Origin of the sequence: Actinomadura sp. NEAU-AAG7 (assembly GCF_018603865.1) — a bacterium.
Classification (GTDB): Bacteria; Actinomycetota; Actinomycetes; order Streptosporangiales; family Streptosporangiaceae; genus Spirillospora; species Spirillospora litoris.
This window is the reverse complement of sequence record NZ_JAHFZY010000001.1, coordinates 1,940,957-1,956,232: the sequence shown is the minus strand read 5'-3', so window position 1 is coordinate 1,956,232 and position 15,276 is coordinate 1,940,957. Positions and strand designations below refer to the sequence as shown.

The 15,276-nt window shown below is 73.4% G+C and carries 17 protein-coding genes; 10 read left to right on the top strand and 7 right to left on the bottom strand.

The genetic code is table 11. From position 1 onward, the window contains the following. Positions 1-85 precede the first annotated feature (85 nt). Positions 86-1,732 (top strand): carboxylesterase/lipase family protein, encoded by a 1,647-nt coding sequence (locus KLI87_RS08920; RefSeq protein WP_214616493.1) that lies wholly within the window; start codon positions 86-88, stop codon positions 1,730-1,732. 65 nt (positions 1,733-1,797) lie between these two features. Then, a complete protein-coding gene (locus KLI87_RS08915) occupies positions 1,798-2,361 on the top strand; it encodes a dihydrofolate reductase family protein (RefSeq protein ID WP_156221438.1) in 564 nt (187 codons plus the stop codon). Positions 2,362-2,442: 81 nt separating this feature from the next. Here KLI87_RS08915 and KLI87_RS39875 read toward each other — a convergent pair whose 3' ends face one another. Beyond that, positions 2,443-3,339 carry a neutral zinc metallopeptidase gene (locus KLI87_RS39875; RefSeq protein ID WP_308165908.1) on the bottom strand — a complete coding sequence of 299 codons (897 nt, stop codon included), beginning with the start codon at positions 3,337-3,339 and terminating at the stop codon, positions 2,443-2,445. Positions 3,340-3,459: 120 nt separating this feature from the next. On the opposite strand from KLI87_RS39875, the gene KLI87_RS08905 reads away from it, so the two are divergent. The 6 genes from KLI87_RS08905 to KLI87_RS08880 all read left to right on the top strand — a co-directional run bounded on the left by KLI87_RS08905 (position 3,460) and on the right by KLI87_RS08880 (position 8,788). Further along, complete coding sequence (locus tag KLI87_RS08905) at positions 3,460-5,184, top strand: DUF2207 domain-containing protein (protein WP_214616491.1); 1,725 nt, start codon at positions 3,460-3,462, stop codon at positions 5,182-5,184. A gap of 76 nt (positions 5,185-5,260) precedes the next feature. Next, on the top strand, positions 5,261-5,629 hold the full coding sequence (locus KLI87_RS08900) for a hypothetical protein (RefSeq protein WP_214616490.1): 369 nt from the start codon (positions 5,261-5,263) through the stop codon (positions 5,627-5,629). 156 nt (positions 5,630-5,785) lie between these two features. Beyond that, the gene (locus tag KLI87_RS08895) at positions 5,786-6,526 is read left to right on the top strand and encodes a FadR/GntR family transcriptional regulator (RefSeq protein ID WP_214616489.1); all 741 of its coding nucleotides are present in this window, start codon (positions 5,786-5,788) and stop codon (positions 6,524-6,526) included. Then, complete coding sequence (locus tag KLI87_RS08890; protein ID WP_250903504.1) at positions 6,523-7,791, top strand: MFS transporter; 1,269 nt, start codon at positions 6,523-6,525, stop codon at positions 7,789-7,791. The genes KLI87_RS08895 and KLI87_RS08890 overlap by 4 nt, the downstream gene beginning before the upstream one ends. Before the next feature lie 124 nt (positions 7,792-7,915). Then, complete coding sequence (locus tag KLI87_RS08885; RefSeq protein WP_156221428.1) at positions 7,916-8,197, top strand: hypothetical protein; 282 nt, start codon at positions 7,916-7,918, stop codon at positions 8,195-8,197. 75 nt (positions 8,198-8,272) lie between these two features. After that, the gene (locus KLI87_RS08880) at positions 8,273-8,788 is read left to right on the top strand and encodes a VOC family protein (RefSeq protein WP_214616488.1); all 516 of its coding nucleotides are present in this window, start codon (positions 8,273-8,275) and stop codon (positions 8,786-8,788) included. Here KLI87_RS08880 and KLI87_RS08875 read toward each other — a convergent pair whose 3' ends face one another. Continuing rightward, on the bottom strand, positions 8,789-9,361 hold the full coding sequence (locus tag KLI87_RS08875) for a methyltransferase domain-containing protein (protein WP_214616487.1): 573 nt from the start codon (positions 9,359-9,361) through the stop codon (positions 8,789-8,791). A 45-nt stretch (positions 9,362-9,406) separates the two neighbouring features. Next, positions 9,407-10,090: a TioE family transcriptional regulator gene (locus tag KLI87_RS08870; RefSeq protein ID WP_156221422.1), complete on the bottom strand. Its 684-nt coding sequence runs from the start codon at positions 10,088-10,090 to the stop codon at positions 9,407-9,409. A 90-nt stretch (positions 10,091-10,180) separates the two neighbouring features. Here KLI87_RS08870 and KLI87_RS08865 point away from each other — a divergent pair, with 90 nt between their 5' ends. Then, positions 10,181-11,347: an erythromycin esterase family protein gene (locus tag KLI87_RS08865; RefSeq protein WP_214616486.1), complete on the top strand. Its 1,167-nt coding sequence runs from the start codon at positions 10,181-10,183 to the stop codon at positions 11,345-11,347. A gap of 48 nt (positions 11,348-11,395) precedes the next feature. Here KLI87_RS08865 and KLI87_RS08860 read toward each other — a convergent pair whose 3' ends face one another. After that, on the bottom strand, positions 11,396-12,361 hold the full coding sequence (locus tag KLI87_RS08860; RefSeq protein ID WP_214616485.1) for an asparaginase: 966 nt from the start codon (positions 12,359-12,361) through the stop codon (positions 11,396-11,398). A gap of 26 nt (positions 12,362-12,387) precedes the next feature. Continuing rightward, entirely contained in the window at positions 12,388-13,215 is an 828-nt protein-coding gene (locus tag KLI87_RS08855) for a 3-keto-5-aminohexanoate cleavage protein (protein ID WP_214616484.1), read from the bottom strand. A 20-nt stretch (positions 13,216-13,235) separates the two neighbouring features. On the opposite strand from KLI87_RS08855, the gene dtd reads away from it, so the two are divergent. Next, positions 13,236-13,661: a D-aminoacyl-tRNA deacylase gene (gene dtd, locus KLI87_RS08850; protein ID WP_214616483.1), complete on the top strand. Its 426-nt coding sequence runs from the start codon at positions 13,236-13,238 to the stop codon at positions 13,659-13,661. Positions 13,662-13,673: 12 nt separating this feature from the next. Here dtd and KLI87_RS08845 read toward each other — a convergent pair whose 3' ends face one another. Then, positions 13,674-14,171: a hypothetical protein gene (locus KLI87_RS08845; protein WP_214616482.1), complete on the bottom strand. Its 498-nt coding sequence runs from the start codon at positions 14,169-14,171 to the stop codon at positions 13,674-13,676. Positions 14,172-14,266: 95 nt separating this feature from the next. Further along, complete coding sequence (locus KLI87_RS08840) at positions 14,267-15,250, bottom strand: folate-binding protein YgfZ (protein ID WP_214616481.1); 984 nt, start codon at positions 15,248-15,250, stop codon at positions 14,267-14,269. Between the last annotated feature and the right edge of the window lie 26 nt (positions 15,251-15,276).

Below are 15,276 nucleotides of genomic sequence, written 5' to 3'. Positions count from 1 at the left end.
GCCGACTCTACCTTGACTTCGTGTATGCCCCACACCTAAGTTTGTGTGACCCACACACGAATAATGATCGCAGAGGGAGCGCGACATGGAACCGCCGTATCGACACCCCGCGCCGGGCCGGCGCACCCGGCGGCTCGGCGGTGTGGTGGTGCTGCTGACCGCGGCGTTGCTCTCCGGCTCGGTCGCCGGCGGAGGGGCGGCCGACGCGCTGCCACCGGACCGCGGCGACGCCGTGGTCCGGACCGACGCCGGCGCCGTCCGCGGCAGGGTCGATTCGACCGCCAGGGTGTTCCAGGGGATTCCGTACGCCGCGCCACCGGAGGGCGACCTGCGCTGGGCCTCGCCGCAGCCGGCCGAGCCGTGGCGGGGAGTGCGGGACGCCACCGAGCCCGGCAACCGCTGCGCCCAGGCCAAGGGGCTGGTCGATGAGGCCAGCACGGACGAGGACTGCCTGTTCCTCAACGTCACCACGCCGCGCCACACCGGGAAACGCAGACTGCCGGTGATGGTGTGGATCCACGGCAACGGGTTCATCAGCGGCGCCGCCAGCCTGTACGGCGCGAAGCGGCTGGCCGCCGAAGGCGACGTGGTCGTGGTCAGCCCGAACTACCGGCTCGGAATCTTCGGGTTCCTGACCCACCCGGCACTCGACCACGGCAAGGCCCGGAACCTGTCCGGGAACTTCGGTCTCGAAGACCAGCAGGCCGCACTGCGCTGGGTGCGGCGCAACGCCGCGGCGTTCGGCGGCGACCCCGGCAACGTCACGATCTTCGGCGAGTCCGCGGGCGGGACCAGCGTCTGCGCCCAGCTCGCCGCGCCGTCATCGGCGGGGCTGTTCCATCGGGCGATCGTGCAGAGCGCGCAGTGCACCGGTGCGAAGTGGTCGCCGGGGCCTGCGACCTGGTTCCCGCTGCCCCGCGCCGACCGTCGGAAGCACGGTCTCAAGGTGGCGGCCGAGCTCGGCTGCGCCGACCCGGCGACGGCGGCGACCTGCCTGCGCGACGTGGACCCCGGTGAACTGACCAAATGGTCCGACATCGGCGTCGGGTCGGGTCCCACCGTCGGTGGCGGTTTCCTGCCGCTCAGCCCGGAGCGCGCCTTCGCGACCGGCCGCTTCAACCGCGTCCCTGTCATGCAGGGGACCACGCGGGACGAGCACCACCTGTTCACCGCGGCGATCGAGGCCGCCACCGAACAGGAGACCACCCCGGAGAGCTATCGCGAGCAGCTCGCCGCCTTGTTCCGCCCGGCCGACCTGCGGCGGGTCCTGGCCCGGTATCCGGTCGCCGGGTTCCACTCCGCGGGCGAGGCACTGTCCACGGTCGTGACCGACTGGGCCTGGGGATGCCCCGCCCAGGACCGGGACCGCGCACTCGCCGCGCACACCGCGGTCTACGCCTACGAGTTCGCGGACGACACGGCGCCGTGGTTCAGGAGCCTGCGCAAGCCCAACTTCCCCACCGGCGCGTTCCACGGTGCCGAACTCCAGTACCTGTTCGACGACGAGCAGCTCCCCGGCCCGCAGACGCCCGCCCAGCAACGGCTCGCCACGACCATGATCAGCTACTGGTCCCGGTTCGCCGCCGCCGGAAACCCCAACAGCAGCGGACGACCCCGGTGGATGCCCTTCCAGGGCGACGACGGGGTGCAATCACTCGCGACCACCACGATCGGCCAGACCGACCGCGACGCGGAACACCGGTGCGCCTTCTGGAGGACCATCGATTCCTGACCCGATGATTTTCGCGCGCCGTGCTGGTCTGTACGCCGAGTACCGAATCACAGGAGGCGCACGCGATGCGGAAACTGACCTTCGGCATGAACATGAGCTTGGACGGCTACATCGCCGCGCCCGGCGACGACCTCGGCTGGAGCGCACCGAGCGACGAGCTGTTCCAGTGGTGGTCCGACCGGGTGGCCGCGACGGAACTGGCGCTGTACGGGCGCAGGCTGTGGGAGACGATGAGCTCGTACTGGCCGACCGCCGACCGGGAGCCCGGCGCCGCACCGGCGGAGATCGAGTTCGCCCGCCGCTGGCGGGACATGCCGAAGGTGGTGTTCTCCTCGACGACCCGCGCGGTCGACTGGAACACCCGCCTGGTCACCGGCGACGCGGTCACCGAGATCACCCGGCTCAAGGCCGAGGACGGCGGCCCCATGGACATCGCGGGCGCCACGCTCGCCGCGGCGGCCATGCGGGCCGGGCTGATCGAGGAGTACCTGGTCGTCACCCATCCGGTCCTGCTGGGCGGCGGCACGCCGTTCTTCACGGCCCTGGACAACTGGGTGAACCTGAGCCTGGCGGAGACCCGGACGTTCCCCGACGGCGTACTCCTGGCCAGGTACGAGACCAGGCGCTGAGGACCCGGCCCCGGCGCCGCGGAACGGCGCCTCGGGCTCCGGCCGGTGCGCCACGACGGACCAGGTGGTCGGTCCCGCCCGTCAGCTCACCTTTTCGGGGCGGGCCGTCCAGGTGTTGCAGACGGCCAGGCGGCGGCCCTGGAAGCCGGTGACCACCCAGCCGGCGTAGTTGCGGCCCGAGCCGTGGTCGCGCTCCTCGGGCGGCAGCCGCTCGTCGCCGCGGCCGCGCACGTCCATGACCATCGCGACGTACTGCTCGCGCGTCATCGGGAGCGTCGCGCGCTCGGCGCCGAGGAAGGCGCCCGCGAAGCACTGCGCCTGGAGCTCGATGCGGCGGCTGGCCTCGTTGCGGGCCATGATGTCGGCCTTCTCCATCTCCTCGTGCCCGTAGAGGAGGATTCCGGCGCGGTCCTGGACGTGGTGCCCGTACTCGTGCGCGATCACCCGGGCGAACACCGCGAAGTGCGACAGCGGCTCGCCGCCTGAGGTCTCCACGATGTGCCGCAACCCCACGTACATCGTGTTGTTGGCGGGGCAGTAGAACGCGGACGCGCCGGGGCTCGGGTACGTCCCGCACGGGCTGCGGCCGGACTGCTCCCAGAACACCCGCTTCGGCGGGTCGAACCGGGCGTCGATCTTGGCGAACTGGCGCGTCCAGGACGTGTCGAGGCAGTCGCTCAGCACGTCCATGAACCGGCGCATCGACCCGGCGGCCGGAGTGATGCGCGGCAGCGCGCACCGGACGGGGGTCAGCGCGCCCGTCGTGTAGAGCTTGTTCGCGGTGGCCGCCGAGCGCGGCGCGCCGCCGCCGGAGGCCGAACCCGGCCGCGCGCCGATGCCGCCGATGCCCCCGATACCGCCGTCGCCGCCGAGGACCGAGAAGGCGAGGATCGCCAGGACGACCAGCGAGGTCAGCCCGCCCACGACGCCCGCGACCGTCCCGCCGGCGCTGCGGCGCGGCGGCCTGCGCGCGGGCACGTACCGGTACCGCGGCGGGCGGTAGGCAGGCGGACCGTACGGTGGCGCCGGCGGGGGCGGGGGGCGGTGACCTGCCATAGCGAAGAATCATCGCACGCGTTCCCGATACTATTTGCGCCCATGTCTGCTCATGCGGCGTTGTGTCGTCTGCGACCGGCGGTCCTGATCTTGACGGCCGCCGTCCTCGTCCCGCTGACCGCGAGCGCCCCCGCGGCCGCGGGGACCGCCGCGTCGGAGCGGGTCCTCAAGGACGAGGTGGTCCTCACCGCGGGCAAGGGCGGCCTGACCCGCGTGAAGGAGACGATCGTCTACCGCTTCGCGGGCAGCAGGGGCTTCAAGCGGACGTTCGTCACCCGCGACCACGACAGCGTCACCGAGGACCGCGTCTACAGGATCGAGGGCCTGCGCGCCTCCAGCCCCAACGGCGGGCCGACGAAGGTCCACACGTCCGAGAGCGGCACCCGGACCATCGTCAAGGTCGGCGGCGGGACGTCCCTCACCGGCGAGCGGACCGTCGTCCTGGAGTACGGGCTGCGCGGCGCGATCGCCCGCATGGACTCGGTCGAGGAGCTGCGCTGGCCCGCCGTCGGCGGCTGGAGCGTCCCCGTGGACGAGGCGCGCGCGACCGTCACCGGCGGCGCGACGATCAACAACGTCAACTGCTTCGCGGGCCCGCCCGGGAGCACGATCGGCTGCACGCAGTTCTACACGAACCACACGCGGACCGAAGGGATCTTCAGCCAGCAGCGGATGCTGTCCGGGGAGTCCCTCACGGTCGTCGCGGGCTTCCCCGCCGGGACCACCGGCGGCACCGCCCTCTACGAGCGCCGGCACAACGTCGCGACCGCGTTCTCCGTCAACGCCGTCACCGGCGGCGCGCTGCTCGGCCTGCTCGTCCTGCTCGGCGGCGGCCTCGCGGCGCTGTACCTGCTGCGCGGCCGCGACGCCCGCGTCGTCGGCAAGAAGGCCGCCGAGGGCGACCAGCCGCCGGTGTCGGGGGCGGAGTTCGAGCCGCCGGACGGCGTCCGCCCCGGCCAGATCGGCACGCTGATCGACGAGCAGGCCGACGTCATCGACGTCACCGCCACGATCGTGGACCTCGCCGTCCGCGGCTACCTGCTGATCGAGGAGGAGGACCGCGCCGCCACCGGACGCCTGGACTGGACGCTGCGCCGCCTCGACCGCCCCGTCGTCGACCTGCTCCCCTACGAGCGGATCCTGCTCGACGCCCTCCTCACCGCGCCCGACGGCAGCGGGCGCGACTCGGTGAAGCTGTCGCAGCTCGGCGGTACGTTCGCGACGCGGCTGGCCCAGGTGCGCTCCGCGATGTACGACGACGTCGTGAAGCAGGGCTGGTTCGCGCGGCGGCCCGACACCGTCCGGTCCCGGTGGACGGTCGCCGGGATCGTCGTGACCGTCCTCGGCGTCGCCGGCACCGTCGCGCTCGCCCTCACCACCGAATGGGCCCTCGCCGGGCTCGCCCTGGTCATCGCCGGGGCCGCGCTCGCCTACGGCGGCCAGTACATGCCCGCCAAGACCGCGCGCGGCGCCACCGTGCTCGCGCACACCATCGGCTTCCGCGCCTTCCTGGAGCGCGGCGTCCTCCCCGAGGGCGACGCGTCCCGGCAGCGCATCGCGCTGTACTCGCGCTTCCTCCCCTACGCGGTCGTGTTCGACGTCGTCGCGAAGTGGTCCGAGACCGTCAAGGACGCGGGGCGGCAGGGCGCGGACAACCTGTACTGGTACGAGGGCCCCGCCGAGTGGGACCTGTCGAAGTTCGCCGAGTCGATGCGCGCGTTCACGCTGACGACGTCCGGCTCCATCTCGCAGTCGCGCGGCTTCTGAGCCGCCGCCCCGGCGGGGCGCGGAGGGTTGGGATCCGTGTGCCGGGTAGAGCGTGGTGGCGAGGAGGTGGCGCCGCATGCTCGCCGACACAGGCATGGTGGGGGACGCCCGCCTGTGGGTGTTCGGGCCGATCATCGTGTTCGCCGCGCTGGCCGTCTGGCTCACGCTCACGCTGACCGCCGCACGCGAGCGGAAACGCCCCCGGGGCAAGGACCCGGGACTTCCGCACCGGGGCGCGGTGACCGGCGGGATCATCGAGGGCAGCCCGGCCCAGCGGACCCGCCGCGACGCCGCCCCCACCGAACCCGAACGCGAGGCCGCCGCGGCCCGCGCCGCCGCGCTCGCCGCCGAACGCGAGCAGGCGCGGCGTGAGGCGGAACCGGAGCGGCGGCGCGCGTCGTCTCGCAGGAAACGCCGCCGGCACCCCCTGCTACGCCGCCGCTGACCCCCTCGACACGGCGCCCGCCGGACCGGAGCGCACTCACCTCCCCCGCACCCCTCGGTCCGGCGGGCGCCGTCCGCCGTCCGCGTGATCACCGACACGTTTTCCCGCGATCTTCGCGGAAGTAAGATGTCTGACGTCTTACTGAGAGAGGCTCTTGTGGTTCTTCATCCAGTTCCGGGCGGGTCGACCGTCGACGCCGTCCTCGACCAGCTCCAAGCCCAGGTCAGCGAGGGCTCCTGGCCGGTGGGCGGCCGCATCCCGGGCGAGGTGGACCTGGCAGCCCAGCTCGGGGTGAGCCGGCCGGCGGTCCGGGAGGCGATCCGGGCGCTGACCCACGTCGGCGTCCTGGAGGTGCGGCGCGGCTACGGCACCTACGTGCGCAGCAGCGCGAACCCGCGCCCCCTCCTGCGCCGCGTCGCGCGGGCCAACCTCCGGGACGTCTTCGAGATGCAGCTCGCCTACGACGTGCAGGCCGCCCGGCTGGCCGCCCGGCGCCGCACCGACGCCGACCTCGTCCGGCTCGAAGAGCTCCTGCGCGCCCGCGACGAGGCCACCGAGGCCGACGCGTTCGGCGCCGCCGACGCGCTCTTCCACCTCGGCGTGGCGGAGGCGACGCGCAATCCCGTCCTGATCGAGGCGATGCGGTTCTTCATCGACCGCCTCCAGGAGTCGATGCGGGCGCTCCGCCTCGACCAGGAGGTGCCGGAGGCGGGCCCGGCGCGGCACCGGGCCGTCCTGGACGCGATCATCGCCCGCGACCCCGTCGCCGCCGGTGAGGCCGCCGCGGCGGTGGTGGAACCGGCGCTGGCCGTCCTGGAGACCCTCGTCCCCCGCGAGGAGGGGTCCGCGGCGGCGTCCGGGCCCCGCCGGCCGGACGGCACCGAGGAAGGGCGATGATGGCGGGCCGACCCGAGACCGGCCCCGAGCACGCGGCCGCGGGACGCGGCGTGGTGGTCGGGCAGCTCGTGCTGATCGTCATCGTCGCCGTCAACCTGCGTCCGGCGCTGGCGGCGGTCGGGCCGCTGCTGACCGAGATCCGCGACGCCTTCCACCTCTCCGGGACGGCGGCCGGGGCGCTCACGACCCTGCCGCTGGTCTTCTTCGGCTCCTACGGCCTGCTCGCCCCGTTCCTGCGGCGCCCGCCGCGCAGCGAGACGCTCCTGGTCACCGCGATGGGGCTGCTCCTCGTGGGCCTGCTGCTGCGGCTGGTGGACGCGACGTTCGCGCTGTTCGCCGGGTCGCTGGTCGCCGGAATCGCGATCAGCGTCGGCAACATCGCGATGCCGGCGATCATCAAGCGCGACCACCCCGCCTCGATCACGGTCGTGACCTCGGTCTACACGGTGGCGATCACGGTCGGCGCGTGCCTGGCGTCCGGGCTCGCGGTGCCCGTCGAGAACGCCTTCGACGCGTCCTGGCGGCTGCCGCTCGGGCTGCTGGTGGTCCCGACCGCGGTCGCGGGCGCGATCTGGCTGCCGCGGGCGCTGAGATCGGCGCGCGCGGCGCGGTCGGCCCCCGCCGCCCCGGTGGCGCGCGGCGCCGCGTCCCGGGTGTGGCGGTCGGGCCTGGCCTGGCAGGTCACGTTCTTCATGGGCCTCCAGTCGCTGCTCGCCTACGTGGTGCTCGGCTGGCTTCCGACGATCTGCCAGGACCGCGGCATGGGCGAGGTGCCCGCCGGCTACGTGCTGGCGCTGTCGGCGGCGGTGCAGGCGCTCGGGTCGCTGTCGGTCCCGCTCCTGGAACGGCGGTCCCGGGACCAGCGTCCGCTCGTGATCGCGACGGCCGTGCTGAGCTTCGTGGGGTTCGCGGGCATCACCTGGGCGCCGATCGGCTCGGTCTGGGGCTGGACGGTCGTCCTCGGCTTCGGGCAGGGCCTCGGCTTCGCCACCGCGCTCTCGTTCATCGGGCTGCGGGCCCACGACGCGCGGGTCGCGGCGCAGCTGTCCGGGATGGCGCAGGGCACCGGCTATGTGATCGCGGCGCTCGGCCCGCTCGCGGTCGGCGCGCTGCACGACGCCACCGCCGGATGGACCGTTCCAATGATGGTCGTCCTGGCGGTCGCGACGGTCATGGTCGTCCCCGGCGCCGCCGCCGGACGGAACCGGACGATCGGCGCCGCCCCCTCCCCCGAGACCTCCGACGCCTCGCCCGCGCTCAACTGAGGTCAAGCGATCGCCACGACGTCCCCTCGGCACGGTCTCCGCCGGGGGGACGTCGCGATTGATCGGCGTTTGCCCCCATATCGTCCCTGGCAACGGGCATGTAACCCACGAGGAGGTGGACGGCATGCTCGCAACCGTCCTGGCCGGGTCGTCGGATCTGGCCAACACCGCTCCCCACGGCGCGATGCCGTGGGCGTGGCTGATCCCGGTGCTCGCCTCGGTGGCCCTGCTGAGCTGGCTGGCCCTGACCGTCGAGGCCTCGTCCAGGAAGGTGAACCCGAGCCGCCGCAACGACCAGGACAACCACCGGGGCGGCGAACAGGGCGGCTACTACGTCTACACGCCCGGGATCTACTCGCACAGCTACCCGCCGGGTGAGGCGAAGTACAACGACGAGCCCTCCTAGGATGTTATGGAATAGAGCATTCCGTTCTGGTAGTGTGAGGTCGACCGACCGCCTCACACGCGAAGGAGTGCCGCCATGACGACACCGCGCCCCACCCCGGTCCCCGACGGCTACACCACCGTCACCCCGTGGATCGTCACCAAGGACACCGCCGGGCTCATCGACTTCATCACCGAGGCGTTCGGCGCGGAGGAACTCAGCCGCCTCGACGTGGGCGACGGCGTCATCGGCCACGCCGAAGCGCGCATCGGCGACGCGATCGTGATGATGTTCGACTCGCCGTTCGCCATCGAGACCCCGGGCCTGCTGCGCCTTTTCGTGGACGACGCGGACGCGGTCGTCCGGCGGGCGGTGGGCGCCGGAGCCACCGTCGTGACCGAGCCGACCGAGCTGTTCTGGGGCGACAAGGTCGGCCGGGTGCGCGACCCGCTCGGCAACCTCTGGTGGATCCAGCAGCGCCTCGCCGAACCGACCCCCGACGAGATCGCGGCACGGGCGCAGGACCCGAGGTACGCCGAGGCGATGACCTACGTCCAGTCGAGCCTGGGCCCCGCCCTGCCCGCGCCCCGGAGCGCCGGCGCCCCGGCCTGACTAGCGCGCCCTGGTCCCGACCAGCAGCGAGTTCCGCAGGTCGGGGAGGACGACCTCGGTCGAGACGAGCCGCCGGTCGCCGAAGAACGCCCGGCGCTTGGGGTCGTCGGCGAGCAGCGGCGAGCCGGGCGGAAGCGCCGCCCTCGGCGTCAGGTCGTCCATGACGACGCGCCCGCCGATCCGCAGCAGGCCCACCGGGTCGACGCCGTGGGCACCGGCGTCGCTGAACACGAGGTCGAACGGCCCGCGCGCGGGCACGACGTCGGCGGCCTCGCCGGTGAGGACCTCGACGCGCGCGTCGCCGGACAGCAGTTCGCGGGCCACGGCGGCGAAGCGCTCCTCGACCTCCACGGTGACGAGCGTGCAGTCGGCGGGCATGGCGTCCGCGATCCACGCGGCCCCGACGCCCGTGCCCGTCCCGAGTTCGGCGATACGCCCGCCGACGCACCCGGCCGCCAGCACCGCCAGAAAGCGGCCGACGCCGGGCAGGCAGGCGGACGACGCACTGGCTCCCGCGTCCTCCCTGGTGAGCGCGAACCCCGCCGCCCGCGCGAGCTCGAACGCACGCGTCACCAATGCGGGAAACTCCTCCACTCCGACCTCCTCGGAACTCCGGCCTCAAGGCTCGCGGACGCCGAGGTAGGCGTCCAGTTCGGCGGCGCCCCTGAGCATGGCGCGCCCCCGGGCGGACAGCCGGGCCTGCCAGTCGCGCAGGGCCGCCTCCAGCGGGGCGACGCCCCCGGCGGAGCGGACCTGCTCGATCAGCGGCGCGATCTGCTCCAGCAGGTAGCCGCCCCGCCTCAGCTGGTGGGCCAGCCGGACGTCGCGGACGTCGGCCGCGCTGTAGACCCGGTAGCCCGTCCGGGGGTCGCGGCCCGGCCGGACCAGCCCGGCGTTCTCCCATTTGCGCAGCGTGGCGGGGCGGAGGCCGAGCCGCCTGGCCAGCGGGCCGATGAAGGTGCCGCCGTCCTCCGGCGGCACGGGCGCCAGATCGCGCAGCGCGGCCTCCACGGCCTGGAGGGTGGCGCGGTCGTCGAGGAGCTGGCCGTGGCTCTGGTCGATGAGGCGCAACGCGTCCTCGACGGCGCCCCGGTTGACCGCCCGCATGATCGACGTGGCCGTCCGGTGCCCGTGCCCCGGCAGGAGGGCGAGGAACGCGCGCAGGGCCTGCGCGTGCGGCGGCCGGTAGGTGCGGTAGCCGTGGACGCTGCGTCCGGCGGCGGGCAGGATCCCGGCGTCCTCGTAGTTCCGCACGGCCTGGGTGGAAAGACCGTGCTCCCGGGCCAGGTCCACCGGCCTCATGGATGCACCGCTGTTTGAGGCTTCACCGCACCATTCCCCATACTTTGAGGGCAAAGTTTACACCGAAAGTTCAACGATACCGTCGAAGGCATGGGTATCCAGGACACGGCCGGCCCGCTCGACGGCACCGGCATCTCGACGTTCCTCCGCTCGCTCCCCGCCCGTCCCGTGCTGCTCGGCCTGGGCGAGGCCAGGCACTTCGTGGGAGAGCTGGGCGAGGTGCGCAACGAACTCTTCCGGCACCTGGTCGAGCACGAGGGCTACCGGGCGTTCGCGATCGAGAGCGACTGCCTCAGGGGCCTCGTCGTGGACGACCACATCGCGACGGGCGCGGGCGGGCTCGACGACGTCATGGAGCGCGGTTTCAGCCACGGCTTCGGCGTGTCACCGGCCAACCGCGAACTCGTGCGCTGGATGCGCGCCTACAACCGGGAGCACGACGAGAAGCTCCGGTTCTTCGGCTTCGACGGCCCCCTGGAGTACTGGGCGGCGAGCCCGCGCCAGGCGATCACCGCCCTCCACGACCTCCTCGACGGCCCCCTCCCCTGCACCCGCGAAACCCTCGACGCGCTGCTCGGCCCGGACGAGCGGTGGTCGAACGAGGCCACGGCCATGGACCCGTCCCGGTCGATCGGCCGGTCCCCCGAGGCCCGGCGGCTGCGCCTGATCGCCGACGACCTGGTCGCGCTGCTCGAAACGCAGGCACCCCAACTGAGCGCGGACGACCGGGAGCGGGCGGCCCTGTACGGCCGCACCGCCACCGGCCTGCTCCGCTACCACTATTGGATGGCGGACACGTCCCCCGTCCGGTGGCCCCGGCTGTCGGCGCTGCGCGACGCGATGATGGCCGCCAACCTCCGTGCCGTCGCCGAGCGGGGCCCGGCCCTGGTCTTCAGCCACAACCTCCACCTGCAACGCGGCAGAAGCCGCATGTCCTTCGGTGACCAGGAGCTGGAGTGGTGGAGCGCGGGCGCGATCACCGCGACGCACCTGGGCGACCGCTACGCGTTCCTGGCCTCGGCCTTCGGGACGGCCGGCGAGGACGCCCCGCCGCCCGGCACCGTCGAGGGCGCCCTGTCCACGCTCCCCTGGGACCGCTCGCTCGTCGACGCCCGCCGCCTCGCGGAGACCCTCCCGTCGCCCTCCCCGCGCGTCTCCCACGACTTCGCCTATTTCCCCCTCGACCCGACCCGGCTCGATCTGATCGACGGCATCGTCTTCCTCAAACGCGCCGCCGATCTGACCGGACCCGGCTGACGGGGGGCGAGGCGAAGACGACGATCACCGCCCCCGGCGCCCGAACGGCTACGACGTGAAGACGTCGGGGGCCGGGCGGATCGTGCCCACCACCGCGTCGCCGCCGTGGAGCGGGACCGTGGCGAGTTCGTCCAGGGCCGCGGCGTCGACGTCTGGGGCGGTGTCGATCCTCAGGGCTCTGAGCAGGGCGGTCGTCACGGGGGTGCGGGCGCGCATGGCGCCGTCGTCGATCTTGACGGCTCCGGCGCGGCCGTCGGCGTGGGCGAAGGCGTCCACGCCCTCGGCGCCGCATTTGACGAGGAGGCCGGGGACGGCGTCCATCAGGCGGCGCTCCTCGCGGCGGGTGCCCGAGGTCCATCGGGGATGGGCGCGCATGGCGTCGGCGACGCGGCGCTCGGGGGTGCCCGGCTCGGCCAGGACGAGGGCGCGGAACGCCCTGGCGACGGCGGACGTGGAGATCGCGAACAGCGGGGCGCCGCAGCCGTCGACGCCGACCGCGACGGGGCGTTCGCCGGAGAGGGACTCGACGGTCGCGCGGACGGCGCGTTGCAGCGGATGGGACGGGTCGAGGTAGGAGGCCGTGGGCCAGCCGGACACCGCGCAGGTGGCGAGCATGGCGGCGTGCTTGCCGGAGCAGTTCATCCGGAGCCGGGACGGGCCGCCGGCCGTCCGCGCGACCTCCAGGTCGATGGGCCACTGTTCGGGGCAGCGCAGGTCCGCGGCGCCGAGGCCCACGCCGGCGAGGATCTTCTCGGCGCCCGCGACGTGGAAGTCCTCGCCGGAATGGCTGCCCGCGGCCAGGGCGAGGAGTTCGCCGTCCAGGTCGAGGCCGGAGCGGAGCATGGCGACCGCCTGCATCGGCTTGTTGGCCGAGCGGGGGAAGATCGGCTCCTCGGGCGCCCCGGCGCGGACGGCCGCCGAGCCGTCCGCCGCCAGGCCGATCGCGGCGCCGCGGTGCCGCGACTCCACGAACCCGGACCGCTCCACCTCGACCAGCACCGGATTGCCCCGCATCGCGCCCCCACTCGTCGCAAGCACCGCTAGCGCCGTTTCACGGCCAGGAGCCCGCGGGCCTCGGCGGGCGGCATCGGCGGACGTTGCGCCAGGTGGGCCGCCGACGCGGCGCGTTCCACCAGTTCGACGTTGGCCGTGACCGGGCGGCCCTTCGCGTAGGTGATCGTGTCCTCCATGCCGACGCGGAGGTGGCCCCCGGCGGACAGGGCGGCGAGCAGGACGGGCAGGGTCGTGCGGCCCACCCCCGTGGCCGACCAGGTCGCGCCCTCCGGGAGGGCCTCGACGGCGGCGACGAGGGTGCGGGTGTCGCCCGGCATGCCGCCCGGAACGCCCATGACGAGGTCGCAGTGGACGTGTCCGCCGTAGGGCGGGCCGTGCCTGTCCAGGAGGCGGTGGAGGGCGGCGACCTGTCCGAGGTCGAACAGCTCGAACTCCGGGACGACCTCCATCGCCTGGGTGCGCTCGTACAGCTCGGTCATGAAGGGCCAGGGATTCATGAACACGTCCGCGCCGAAGTTGACCGTCCCGCAGGTGAGCGAGCACATGTCGGGTTCGGCGTCCAGGACGCGGAGGCGGTCCTCGTAGGGATCGGTGACCGCGCCGCCCGTGGAGAGCTGGACGATGAGCCCCGTCCCCTCCCGCAGCGCCTGCACCGTGTCCCGCAGGCGGGACGGGGCGAGCGTGGGCCGCGCGTCGTCGTCGCGGATGTGCACGTGGACGACGGCCGCTCCCGCCGCCTCGCACTCCTTCGCCGTCTGGACCAGTTCATCCAGGGTGACGGGCAGGGCCGGGACGTCCGCCTTCGCGGACTCCGCGCCCGTGGGCGCCACCGTGATGAGCGTCGTTGCTCCCATAGGGGGCAGAATGCATGGTCATGCGTGCCGTAGTCCAGCGGGTGAGCCAGGCGAGCGTGTCCGTCGACGGTCGTGTCACCGGGGAGATCGAGGGGCCGGGCCTCATGGTGCTCCTGGGCGTCACCCACGACGACGACGCGGAGAAGGCCCGGAGGATGGCCGCGAAGCTGTGGGGCCTGCGGATCCTCGACGGCGAGAAGTCGTGCTCGGACGTGGACGCGCCGCTCCTGGTGGTGAGCCAGTTCACGCTCTACGGGGACGCGCGCAAGGGCCGCCGCCCCACCTGGGTCGCCGCCGCGCCCGGGCATGTCGCCGAGCCGCTGGTGGACGAGGTCGTCGCCGAGCTGCGGACACTGGGCGCCGAGGTCGCGACCGGGGTCTTCGGGGCGGACATGAAGGTCGCCCTGGTCAACGACGGTCCGATCACGCTCGTCGTGGACATGTGACCGGCGGGTGACTCAGAAGCCGTAGACCATTCCGATCAGGGTCACGACCGTCCCCGCGGCGGCCAGCAGGACGAGGACGCGGTCGGCCGGTTCCAGGCTGATCTTCGCGGTGTCCGTCGACCCGGCCCGGAACGGGTTGCGGAGCCCGACCAGCTTCCAGAGCGCGTCCACCTTCGCCTGCTGGTGGCTCGGTCCGCATGCGAACAGCCTGCCCCGGGCCCGCTCCGTGCAGTAGTGCCCCTCCCGCGTCCTCGCCCGGCAGAACGTCGGGACGAGCATGAACTGGTACAGGCACCACGCGAGCAGGCCGAGGAGCGCGACGGGCCACGATCCCAGCATCCAGGCGGCGACGGCGAAGACCGCGAACACGCCCCACCACACGAGGGCCGACTCCCGCCGGCGGCGGCGCCGGGTTCCGCGCCTGGCGGGCGGGGGCTGCGTCGGGGTCTGGTTCGGGGGCTGGTTCGGGGGCTGCGTTGGGGGCGGCGTCCTCCCCAGGTTCGCGACCATCGTAGGAATCCACCTTCCCCGGCCGGTGGCCCGGCAGAAATCATCAGCTTCTGATGATTTGCCCGGAAGATCGCGGTTTTACGCCAGGTTCACCGTCATGCGCGGCTCGCCGGACGGCGCCGAAGATCGATCTGCGCGTTCGCGCCCGTGTCCGGCGCCACCACGACCTCCTGGGCCGCGGCGATGCCGCCCGCCAGCAGCTCGTCGGTGACGGGGACGTTCCGCTTCACGAGCGCCAGCGCGACCGGGCCCAGCTCGTGGTGCCGCGCGGCGGAGCCGACGGCGCCGACCGTCCGGCCGCCGGGGATGTCGACGGGGTCGCCCTTGGCGGGCAGCCGGTCCACGCTGCCGTCCAGGTGGAGGAAGACGAGGCGGCGCGGCGGCCGGCCCAGGTTGTGGACGCGGGCCACGGTCTCCTGCCCCCGGTAGCAGCCCTTGCTGAGGTGCACCGCCGTCTCGACGAGCCCGACCTCGTGCGGGATCGTGCGGTGGTCGGTGTCGAGGCCGAACCGGGGCCGGTACGCGGCGATCCGGAGCGCCTCGTAGGCCCAGATGCCGGCGGGACGCAGGTCGGCGGGGAAGCCGTCCGCGCGGGGGACGATCCGGGTCTCCGTCCCTGACACGTCGGGCCACGCCGGGCCCTTGCCCCGCGGCGGCCCGGTGATGACGGCGTACTCCGCCGAGACGTCCTCGACCTCCACGCGGAGCATGAACCGCATCTTGTCCAGGAACTCCACCAGGGACGGGGCGTCGCCCGGCTCCACGTGGGCCCAGACGGCCTCGCCGTCGTCGATGACGTGCAGATGGTGCTCGATGTGCCCGTTCGGGCTGAGCAGCAGCGCCTCGGTGGGCTCATACGGCTTCAGCCCGTCCAGCCGCTGGCTCAGGAGGCTGTGCAGCCAGCTCAGCCGGTCGGGCCCGGAGACCCGCACGACGCCGCGGTTGCTCCGGTCGACGAACGCCGTCCCGGCCTCCAACGCGCGTTGCTCCTGCGAGGGCTCCCCGTAGTGGGCGGCGACCTCCTGGTCGGGCGCGTCGGCGGGGACGGCACCGGGCGACTGCAACAGCGGGCTCTCCATGATTCCCAGGTTATGCGCCCGCCCCG